This is a genomic window from Micromonospora sp. NPDC049580, assembly GCF_040675595.1.
GTDB lineage: Bacteria > Actinomycetota > Actinomycetes > Mycobacteriales > Micromonosporaceae > Micromonospora.
The window spans coordinates 1-9,331 of record NZ_JBFAPG010000232.1 but is presented as its reverse complement, the minus strand read 5'-3'; the positions used below and the strand labels follow the sequence as shown (position 1 = coordinate 9,331).

Here is a 9,331-nt window from a genome sequence, read left to right as displayed (position 1 = left end):
GCGGCCAGCAGCGCCTGCCGGGCGACCGGATGCAGCGGCGCGGCGGTCGCCGCGTCCAGGTAGACCGAGGAGGCGCTCACGGATCAGTACGCTATCGCGACGGTATGCCCAGGATCCCCCCGATGGGGGCGGACAGTGACCCCACCACGGCCGAGTCCGTCATGGTCGAGTAATCTGCGACCGTCGGTGACGCCTTTGCCGCCGGTGCTGAGGAAAGACGCACCGCGGCGCGCTAGGGAGGCAGGACCAGGTGGTCGCAAGGAGTTCGGAGGTACGGCCGTCGGCCGTACGGCACGGTGCTGCCCCAGGGGTCGGTGGACGCCGGGGACGCGGTGCTGGTCGGCTGGCCGGGCTCGGTCTCGGGGGCGTGGCTCTGCTGGTTCTGCTCACGGGCTGTGACGTGGGTCAGACGTTCGGCGGCTTCGGTTGGCCGCAGGGCGGCATCTCGGCCGAGTCGCACCGGATGTACGACCTGTGGATCGCCTCCTGCGTCGCCGCGCTCGCGGTCGGCGTCTTCGTGTGGGGCCTGATCTTCTGGTGTGTCGTGCGCTACCGCAAGCGCGGCAACGCGCTGCCGGTGCAGACCCGTTACAACCTGCCGATGGAGTTCCTCTACACCATCGCGCCGATCCTGATCGTCTCCGTGCTCTTCTACTACACGGCGATCGTGCAGACCGACGTCGACAAGCTGTCGAAGAACCCGGACGTCACGGTCGAGGTCGTCGCCTTCAAGTGGAACTGGCAGTTCAACTACCGCGACGGTCAGGGCACTGAGGCCCGCACCACCGCGTCGACGCTCGGCACCAGTGAGGTCATCCCGGTGCTCGTGCTGCCGACCAACCGGTCCATCCGGTTCGAGGAGACCAGCCGCGACGTCATCCACTCCTTCTGGGTGCCGGAGCTGCTGTTCAAGCGGGATGTCATGCCGGGCAAGATCCGCAACGTCTTCGAGGTCTCCAGCCTGGATGCCGAGGGCGCGTACGTCGGCCGTTGCGCCGAGCTGTGCGGCAGCTACCACGCGTTCATGAACTTCGAGCTGCGGGTGGTCTCGCCGGAGAAGTACGACCAGTTCCTCGCGGCCAAGCAGAGTGGCAAGTCGACTCAGGACGCGCTGGCCGCGATCGGCGAGCAGCCGTACGCGGAGACCACGCAGCCGTTCGACACCCGACGGACGCAGAGCAACTTCAACCCGGACGACGCTCCGGCCGGCACGGGAAGCTGAGGCAGCCGCATGAAGACCGAGTGGCGTATCTTCCTGATCATCGCCCTGTTCCTCTTCGGCGCAACCGTCCTCTACGGCGCCTGGACGCACGGTGAGTCCGGCAACATCGAGTGGGTGGGCACCGTCGCCCTGCTGCTGTCGTTCCTGCTCTGCTCGATGTGCGGCGGCTTCTTCTGGTTCGTCTCCCGCCGTATCGATCTGCGCCCGGAGGACCGGCCGGACGCTGAGATCTCCGACGGCGCCGGCGAGGTCGGCTTCTTCAGCCCGGGCAGCTACTGGCCGTTCGGTCTGGCGCTGGCCGCCGCGACCGCCGCGCTGGGCATGGTGTTCTGGCAGTTCTGGCTGATCGGCGCCGGCCTGTTGGCGGTCATCTTCGCCGCCTGCGGCCTGCTGTTCGAGTACTACACCGGCACCCGGCGCACCGCCGAGCACTGATCCACCCGGTCGCCGCGGCGCGACCGACCCCGTACCACCGAGAAGGCCCGCACCCCGTCGGGGGAGCGGGCCTTCGTCGTGGCGCACCGGGATGCCGTCACGTCGGCATTGTGGAGCCGATCGGGGCGGTGCGGGTCAGGCGGCGTGGCGGCGGGTGGGCTGGCGACGTCGGCGATCGGCCAGCCGGGTGACGGGGGCGGCGAATGTGGCGATCACCACGGCCGCGCCGCAACCGGTGCAGATCAGCTCGGGACAGTCGCTGCCGTGGCCGTCGACGCAGGGCGGCGCCTCGAACGGTGCCACGCCCTCGCAGACATCGCAGTAGAGATCGCGGTGCGACACGGGCGTCTCCTCTCACTCCAGGCGAACCGCCCCCGAAATGCGACAGCGACGCACAACGGAAGCGGAGAACTACTCGCCTGTAGTTTCCCACGCGGGTCCGACAAATCCCCGCGCCCGCCGGTCGGGCGCCGTTCCGCAGGCCCCGACGTCACCGGACGTGATCCACCCGACATCAGTGAAGTCGGGGTATCCGGGCCGGCCGAACACCCCGATTCCAGGAACCCGGGTCGATCACGCAGCACGCGCCTCCCGGGCCGGGGATCAGGCGGTGGTGGCGGTCTCGATCCAGCGGTCCAGAGTGGCCGCCGCAGCGCCCGAGTCGATGGAGTCGGCGGCGCGGTCCAGGCCGGCGCGCAGCGCCTCGGTCAGGTCGCCGTCCAGCGGACCCTGGGTCGCGAGCGCCGCCGCCGCGTTGACCAGCACCGCGTCGCGGACCGGGCCGGTCTCACCGGCCAGCAGGCGACGAGCCACGCCGGCGTTGTACGCGGCGTCACCGCCGCGCAGGTCGCCGAGGGTGGACCGGGGGACACCCAGGTCGGTCGCGTCCAGCACGGCCTCGCGTACGGTGCCGCCCTGCGCCGCCCACACCCGGGTCGGCGCGGCGGTGGTGAACTCGTCCAGCCCGTCCTCGCCCCGCATCACCAGCACCGAGTCGCCCCGGGCGGCGAACACGCCGGCCATCACCGACGCCATCCGTGCGTCGAAGCAGCCGACGGCGCCGGCGCGGGGGCGGGCCGGGTTGGTCAGCGGGCCGAGGAAGTTGAACACGGTGGGCACGCCCAGCTCCCGGCGGACCGGCCCGGTGTGCCGCATCCCCGGGTGGAACCGGGCGGCGAAGCAGAACCCGATGCCGGCCTCGGTGACGCAGCGCACGATGGCGTCCGGGTCGAGGTCGAGCGGGACACCGAGGAACTCCAGCAGGTCGGCGGTGCCGCAGGAGGACGACGCGGCCCGGTTGCCGTGCTTGACCACCCGGACGCCGGCGCCCGCCACGACCAGCGCGGCCATGGTGGAGATGTTGACCGTGTGGGCGAGGTCACCGCCGGTGCCCACCACGTCCAGAGCGGTCGAGCGCAGGTCGTCGGGAAGGTCGACCGGGACGGCCCGGCTCAGCATGGTCTCCACCAAGCCGGCCAACTCGGCCGAGGTCTCGCCCTTGGCCCGTAGCGCCACCGCGAAGCCGGCGACCTGCGCGGCGCCCGCCGAGCCGGCCATGATCTCGCCCATGGCCCAGGCGGTGTCGGCGGTGGACAGCTCCTCGCCGCGCAGCAGCGAGTTGAGCAGGTGCGGCCAGGTCCGATCGCCCATGGCGGGCCTCCCGAGCGTACGAAGTGCGGGTGGGCTGGAATCGGCGCCGGCTGGTCCGGCGCCGTGTCGGTGCCGGAGAGCGGGGGACGTCAGGCGGGTGCGTGCGTCCGCAGCAGCTCGGCCACCGTGCTGCCGGTGGTCACCGGGTCGAGCGGGTGCACAAGCGTCGCGTCGACCTCGGCGTACGCGGCCAGCCATCGGTCCGCGGCGCGGGCGATCACCAGGCAGGTGGGCGGGGCGGCGTCGTCCCGATCGTCCTTGATCTGGCGGGCGATGCCGATGCCGCCGCCGGGGCTCGCCTCACCGTCGAGCACCAGCAGGTCGATCTCGTAGTCGTCGACCAGCCGGATGGTCTCGGCGTACGTCGACGCGTCGACGAACTCGATCTGCAGCCCGGGCGCGGGCCGGGTGCCGACAGCGAGCCGCATCCGGTCACGGACCTGCGGGTCGTCGCTGTAGAGCAGGACGGTGCACAGACGATCGCTCATGGCTGACAGGCTCCCACCTCGTAGCTGCCCGCCGATCGTACCGGTCGACGTGACGTAGCCGACATCCCGCCCGACGCTCGGCCGCTGGCGTACCGTCTGCGCAGCTCAGGTCGTCGCGGCGTCGGCGGCGCGCTCGCGGGCCTCCTGGCGGTCCAGCTCGCGGTCCACCCGGCGGGCCTCCCGCTCGGACTGCTTCACCCACTGCACGACCAGCACCGCGAGCATGGTCACACTGACGAACTCACCGCCGGCCCAGAGGATGCCGCCGGCGACCACCTGGTCGGCCTTGGGGTCGGACCAGCTCAGGTTGAGCGACGGGTACCAGTCGCCGCCGAACAGGGTGGTGCTCTGCATGATGGTGAGCCCGAGCACGGTGTGGAACGGCACGGAGAGCAGCATCAGCAGGGCCCGCGCCGGGTACGGCCAGCGGCCCGGGAGCGGGTCGAGGCCGAGCAGCGGCCAGAAGAACACGCAGCCGGTCATGATGAAGTGCGCGTGCACCAGCTCGTGTGCCCAGGCGTGTTCCAGGGTGAAGCGGTACAGGTCGCTGAAGTACAGCGCGAACGGGTTGACCACGAAGATGGCGAACGCCACCAGCGGGAAGCTGTAGACCCGGGCGACGCGGCTGTGCACGATCGCCAGGAGGCGCTTGCGCGGCCCGACGGGCAGGGTCCGCAGGGCCAGCGTCATCGGTGCGCCCAGCGCCAGGAAGATCGGCGACACCATGGAGAGCACCATGTGCTGGACCATGTGCACCGACAGCAGCGCGGTGTCGTAGGCGTGCAGCCCGCTGACCGTGACCAGCGCGATACCGCCGAGGCCGGGGCCGAGGAAGAACACCGTACGGGCGATCGGCCAGCGGTCCCCGCGGACGCGCAGCCGGTGCACCCCGTAGAGGTAGAGGCCGGCGGCGAGCACCAGGCCGAGGGCCAGCCAGCTGTCCAACCGGGTCTCGGTCAGCACCGCGCCGACGGTGAACGGTGGCGGGGTCGCCTCGGCCCCGGCGGCGAGCACCGACGGGCCAGCCGGAGTGGCCGCGAGCACATCGGCCGGGACGGCCGAGGTGGCGGCGAGGATCGGATCGACGTGCAGCACGCTTTTCAGGCTAGGCCAGGCGAACCGGACCCTGACGCCCGGGCCACGGAAGGCGCAGGTTTGCCACCCCGCTGATCGCCGGCCCCGGTCAGGGGCAATAATGACGGCGTGACTGCGGCCCCAGCCATTGACAAGAGCCGGATCCACTCTTTGACGCGACCCAACATGGTCAGCGTCGGGACGATCGTGTGGCTCTCCAGCGAACTCATGTTCTTCGCGGCGCTCTTCGCGATGTACTTCTCGATCCGCGCGGCTGCGCCGGAGCAGTGGGAGAAGCACACCGAGTCGCTGAACATCCCGTACGCGACCACCTTCACGGTGATCCTCGTGCTGTCCTCGGTGACCTGCCAGCTCGGCGTCTTCGCGGCGGAGAAGGGTGACGTGCACGCGCTGCGCCGCTGGTTCACCGTCACCTTCGTGATGGGCCTGATCTTCGTGCTCGGCCAGGTGAACGAGTACCGCCACCTGGTGGCGGACGGCGTCAAGATCAACGTTGACGGCTACGGCTCGATGTTCTACCTGACGACCGGCTTCCACGGCCTGCACGTGACCGGCGGTCTGATCGCCTTCATCATCTTCATGGTCCGCACGACCATGGGCCGGTTCACCCCGGCGCAGGCGACCTCGGCGATCGTCGTGTCGTACTACTGGCACTTCGTCGACGTCGTGTGGATCGGCCTGTACGCCATGATCTACTGGCTTCAGTGATCTTGGCGCGTCACGAACCGCGCCGCTGCTCCGTCCCCTGAGACAAGGTCCAACCGGTTAAGGACACAGCTCATGACTTCTGACAACGACCGCCGACGCGGCCTGCTCGCGCGGTTGCGCGGGCGGCCCGCCGCGCGCAGCAGGGGCCGCCGCCGGCTGGGCGCCGCGGTCCGGCTGTTCGCCGCGCTGATGCTCGCCGGCGGCGCCTACACCGTCTTCGCCCCCGGTGCCCAGGCGCAGGACAATCCGCCGCTGACCGGCGCCGCGGCCGAGGGCAAGGCGCTGTTCGACGTTAGCTGTGTGACCTGCCACGGACGCAACGCCCAGGGCGTCGAGGGCCGCGGGCCGAGCCTGATCGGCGTCGGCGCGGCCTCGGTCGAGTTCCAGGTCAGCTCGGGCCGTATGCCGCTGGCCCGCCAGGAGGCCCAGGCGCACCGCAAGCCGCCGGTCTTCACCGACGAGCAGACCCGTCAGCTCGGCCAGTACATCCAGGAACTGGGTGGCGGCCCGATCGTGCCGGAGGGTGACGACCTCCGCGAGAACGGCAACGTCGCGGCCGGCGGGGAGCTCTTCCGGATCAACTGCTCGCAGTGCCACGCCTTCGGCGGTGGCGGTGGCGCGCTCTCGTCCGGCAAGTTCGCCCCGAGCCTGCACCCGGCGACCGACCGGCAGATCTACGCGGCGATGCTGAGCGGCCCGCAGAACATGCCGGTGTTCGGTGACAACCAGATCACGCCGGAGCAGAAGGCCGACATCATCGCCTACATCCAGGAGACGCTGAAGACCGACCAGGACCCGGGCGGGTTCAACCTCGGTCGGTACGGGCCGTCCACCGAGGGCCTGGCGATCTTCCTGGTTGGCATTGTGGCGCTCGTGTTCGCTAGCCTGTGGATTGCGGGTAAGTCGTGACCGAGCGGATCTTCAGATTCAGTGCCGTGGTGCCGCTCGGCGCCACCCGTAGCGAGGTGACGGCATGAGCACGCACACCGAGCACCAGGCCCCGCAGGGCCAGGAGCCGCTCGACGTGAACGACCCCCGGCTGACCCGGTTCGACATCGTCCGTGAGGGCGCGCGTCGGGACGACATCGAGATCGTGCACTACGAGCCGCAGGTGCTGCCCGGCACGAAGGCCGAGCGTCGGCTGACCCGGGTGGTGGCCGGCTTCTTCCTGATCACCGGCCTGGCGGCGACCGCGTTCCTGGCCATCTACATCTGGTGGCCGTGGCAGTACGCGCCGGGCCGCGGCGGCGACAAGTTCTACACCCCGCTGCTGGGCGCCACCCTCGGCATCGCGCTGCTCGCCGTCGGCTTCGGCATCCTGACCTGGGGCAAGAAGTTGCTGCCCAAGGAGGTCTCGATCCAGGACCGGCACGAGGGCGCGGTGGACGCCGACGGTCGCACCATCACCGGCCAGACCATGCTCTACATGGCCGACGAGCTGGGTGTGAAGCGTCGTCCCCTGCTCGGCATCTCGCTGCTGGCCGGTCTCGCGCCGGTCGCCGCGGTCGCGGCGGCGCCGCTGGTCGGCGGTCTGATCTCGCAGCCGCACAAGAACAACCAGATGTTCACCACCGGGTTCGCCACCGCCGAGGGCGGCGAGCGGATCCGCCTCGTCCGCGAGGACGGCCGCCCGGTTCGCCCGGCGGACATCAGCACCGGTGGTCAGCTGACGGTCTTCCCGGGCATCGAGCACGGTGTGAGCAACCGGCACGCCGACTCGCCGACGCTGCTGATCCACCTGCGTGACTCGGACGCGCAGGAGTCACGCCGGGCCAACGAGCGGGTCGGCCACGGCGACTACATGTGGGGCAACTACGCGGCGTTCTCCAAGATCTGCACGCACGCCGGCTGCCCCGCGAGCCTGTTCGAGCAGCAGACCAACCGGCTGCTCTGCCCGTGCCACCAGTCCCAGTTCCTGATCACCGACAACGCCCGGCCCGTCTTCGGCCCCGCCAGCCGGCGGCTGCCGCAGCTGCCGATCGAGGTGGACTCCGAGGGCTTCTTCGTGGCGAAGTCCGACTACACCGAGACCGTCGGGCCTGATTTCTGGGAGCGGCCATGAAGCGTCGAAAGTTTGACCTGGCAGCCACGCCGGGCAAGGCCGCGGTGGGGGTGGACGACCGCTTCCAGGTGGCCACCCCGCTCCGTCGGCTGCTGAACAAGGTCTTCCCGGACCACTGGTCGTTCCTGCTGGGCGAGATCGCGCTGTTCTCGTTCGTCGTGCTGCTCCTGACCGGTGTGTTCCTCACCTTCTTCTACGAGCCGGCGATGACCGAGGTGGTCTACGACGGCAGTTACGCGCCGTTGCAGGGCACGCCGATGTCCGCCGCGTACGCCTCCAGCCTGGACCTGTCGTTCGACGTCCGCGGCGGCCTGGTGATGCGGCAGATGCACCACTGGGCGGCGCTGCTGTTCATGGCCGCGATCGTCGTGCACATGCTGCGGGTGTTCTTCACCGGCGCATTCCGCAAGCCGCGCGAGACCAACTGGATCATCGGCTCGCTGCTGTTCTGGGTCGGCTTCCTGGCCGGCTTCACCGGCTACTCGCTGCCGGACGACGGTCTGTCCGGCACCGGCCTGCGGATCGCCTCGGCGATCATGCTGTCCATCCCGGTGATCGGCTCCTGGCTCACGTCGTCGATCTTCGGTGGCGAGTTCCCCGGCACGATCATCATCAGCCGGTTCTTCATCGCCCACGTCCTGCTGATCCCGGGTCTGCTGCTCGCGCTGATCAGCGCCCACCTGGGCCTGGTCTTCAAGCAGAAGCACACCCAGTGGCCCGGCCCCGGCCGGACCAACGGCAACGTGGTCGGCGAGCGGATGTTCCCCCGCTACGCGCTGAAGCAGGGCGGCTTCTTCATGGTCGTCTTCGGCGTCATCGCGCTGCTGGGCGGTCTGTTCCAGATCAACCCGATCTGGCTGTTCGGCCCGTACGAGGCCTGGGTGGTCTCGGCCGCCAGCCAGCCCGACTGGTACGTCATGTTCCTCGACGGCTCGACCCGACTCATGCCGGCCTGGGAAATCAACATCCCGATCGGCGACCACTACGTCATCCCGCCGCTGTTCTGGCCGACGGTCGTGCTGCCCGGCATCCTGGTCGGCCTGTCGACGATGTACCCGTTCCTGGAGGCCCGGCACCTCAAGGACCGCAAGAGCCACAACCTGCTTCAGCGGCCCCGCGACGTTCCGGCCCGTACGGCCGTCGGCGCCATGGCCGTCTCCTTCTACGTCGTCTTGACGCTCTCGGGCGCCAACGACGTGATCGCCGACAAGTTCCAGATCAGCCTGAACGCGATGACCTGGGCGGGCCGGGTCGGCCTGCTGGTGGTCCCGCCGCTGGCGTACTACGTCACCTACCGGCTCTGCCTGGGTCTGCAGCAGCACGACCGGGAGGTGCTCGCGCACGGCGTGGAGACCGGCATCATCCGGCGCCTGCCGGACGGCCGGTTCGTCGAGGTGCACCAGCCGCTCAGCGCGGCGAACGGGCACGCGGACGGCCACGGTGAGCTGGACTACGTCGGCTGGGTGGTGCCGAAGAAGATGAACCGGCTCGGGGCCCTCGGCCCGGCGGTCCGGGGCTTCTTCTACCCGATCGAGAAGCCGGTCGAGGCGCCGGTCTCGCCGGGTCACCCGCCGGTCGAGTCCCGGCCCGAGCGCGCGGAGATCGGCAGCGGCGAGAGCCGCCACTGACCTCCCGACAGCACCGTCACGTGGCGCCCGCCGGACTTCCGGC

The 9,331-nt window shown here is 70.1% G+C and carries 10 protein-coding genes; 6 read left to right on the top strand and 4 right to left on the bottom strand.

The features are described from left to right. Positions 1–250 precede the first annotated feature (250 nt). A complete protein-coding gene (gene coxB, locus AB0J68_RS18955; protein WP_354861569.1) occupies positions 251–1,222 on the top strand; it encodes a cytochrome c oxidase subunit II in 972 nt (323 codons plus the stop codon). Between the two features lie 9 nt (positions 1,223–1,231). Continuing rightward, positions 1,232–1,657 (top strand): cytochrome c oxidase subunit 4, encoded by a 426-nt coding sequence (locus AB0J68_RS18950; protein ID WP_354861567.1) that lies wholly within the window; start codon positions 1,232–1,234, stop codon positions 1,655–1,657. A 135-nt stretch (positions 1,658–1,792) separates the two neighbouring features. Here the strand turns inward: AB0J68_RS18950 and AB0J68_RS18945 are convergent, their stop codons facing one another. From AB0J68_RS18945 to AB0J68_RS18930, 4 genes are all read right to left on the bottom strand, one after another. Continuing rightward, positions 1,793–1,999, bottom strand: coding sequence for a hypothetical protein (locus AB0J68_RS18945; protein WP_354861566.1), 207 nt, complete (start codon positions 1,997–1,999; stop codon positions 1,793–1,795). Between the two features lie 261 nt (positions 2,000–2,260). Further along, a complete protein-coding gene (gene trpD / locus AB0J68_RS18940) occupies positions 2,261–3,307 on the bottom strand; it encodes an anthranilate phosphoribosyltransferase (protein ID WP_354861565.1) in 1,047 nt (348 codons plus the stop codon). A gap of 89 nt (positions 3,308–3,396) precedes the next feature. Beyond that, positions 3,397–3,795, bottom strand: coding sequence for a hypothetical protein (locus AB0J68_RS18935; protein WP_354861563.1), 399 nt, complete (start codon positions 3,793–3,795; stop codon positions 3,397–3,399). A gap of 105 nt (positions 3,796–3,900) precedes the next feature. Further along, a complete protein-coding gene (locus tag AB0J68_RS18930; protein ID WP_354861561.1) occupies positions 3,901–4,890 on the bottom strand; it encodes a cytochrome c oxidase assembly protein in 990 nt (329 codons plus the stop codon). Positions 4,891–4,998: 108 nt separating this feature from the next. Here AB0J68_RS18930 and AB0J68_RS18925 point away from each other — a divergent pair, with 108 nt between their 5' ends. The 4 genes from AB0J68_RS18925 to AB0J68_RS18910 all read left to right on the top strand — a co-directional run bounded on the left by AB0J68_RS18925 (position 4,999) and on the right by AB0J68_RS18910 (position 9,288). Next, positions 4,999–5,598, top strand: a complete 600-nt coding sequence (locus AB0J68_RS18925) for a heme-copper oxidase subunit III (RefSeq protein WP_354861560.1) — start codon at positions 4,999–5,001, stop codon at positions 5,596–5,598. A 72-nt stretch (positions 5,599–5,670) separates the two neighbouring features. After that, complete coding sequence (locus AB0J68_RS18920) at positions 5,671–6,507, top strand: cytochrome c (RefSeq protein WP_354861559.1); 837 nt, start codon at positions 5,671–5,673, stop codon at positions 6,505–6,507. Positions 6,508–6,571: 64 nt separating this feature from the next. Further along, the gene (locus AB0J68_RS18915; RefSeq protein ID WP_354861557.1) at positions 6,572–7,660 is read left to right on the top strand and encodes a Rieske 2Fe-2S domain-containing protein; all 1,089 of its coding nucleotides are present in this window, start codon (positions 6,572–6,574) and stop codon (positions 7,658–7,660) included. After that, positions 7,657–9,288: a cytochrome b N-terminal domain-containing protein gene (locus AB0J68_RS18910; protein WP_355134949.1), complete on the top strand. Its 1,632-nt coding sequence runs from the start codon at positions 7,657–7,659 to the stop codon at positions 9,286–9,288. Before AB0J68_RS18915 ends, AB0J68_RS18910 begins: the two co-directional genes overlap by 4 nt. Positions 9,289–9,331: the final 43 nt, after the last annotated feature.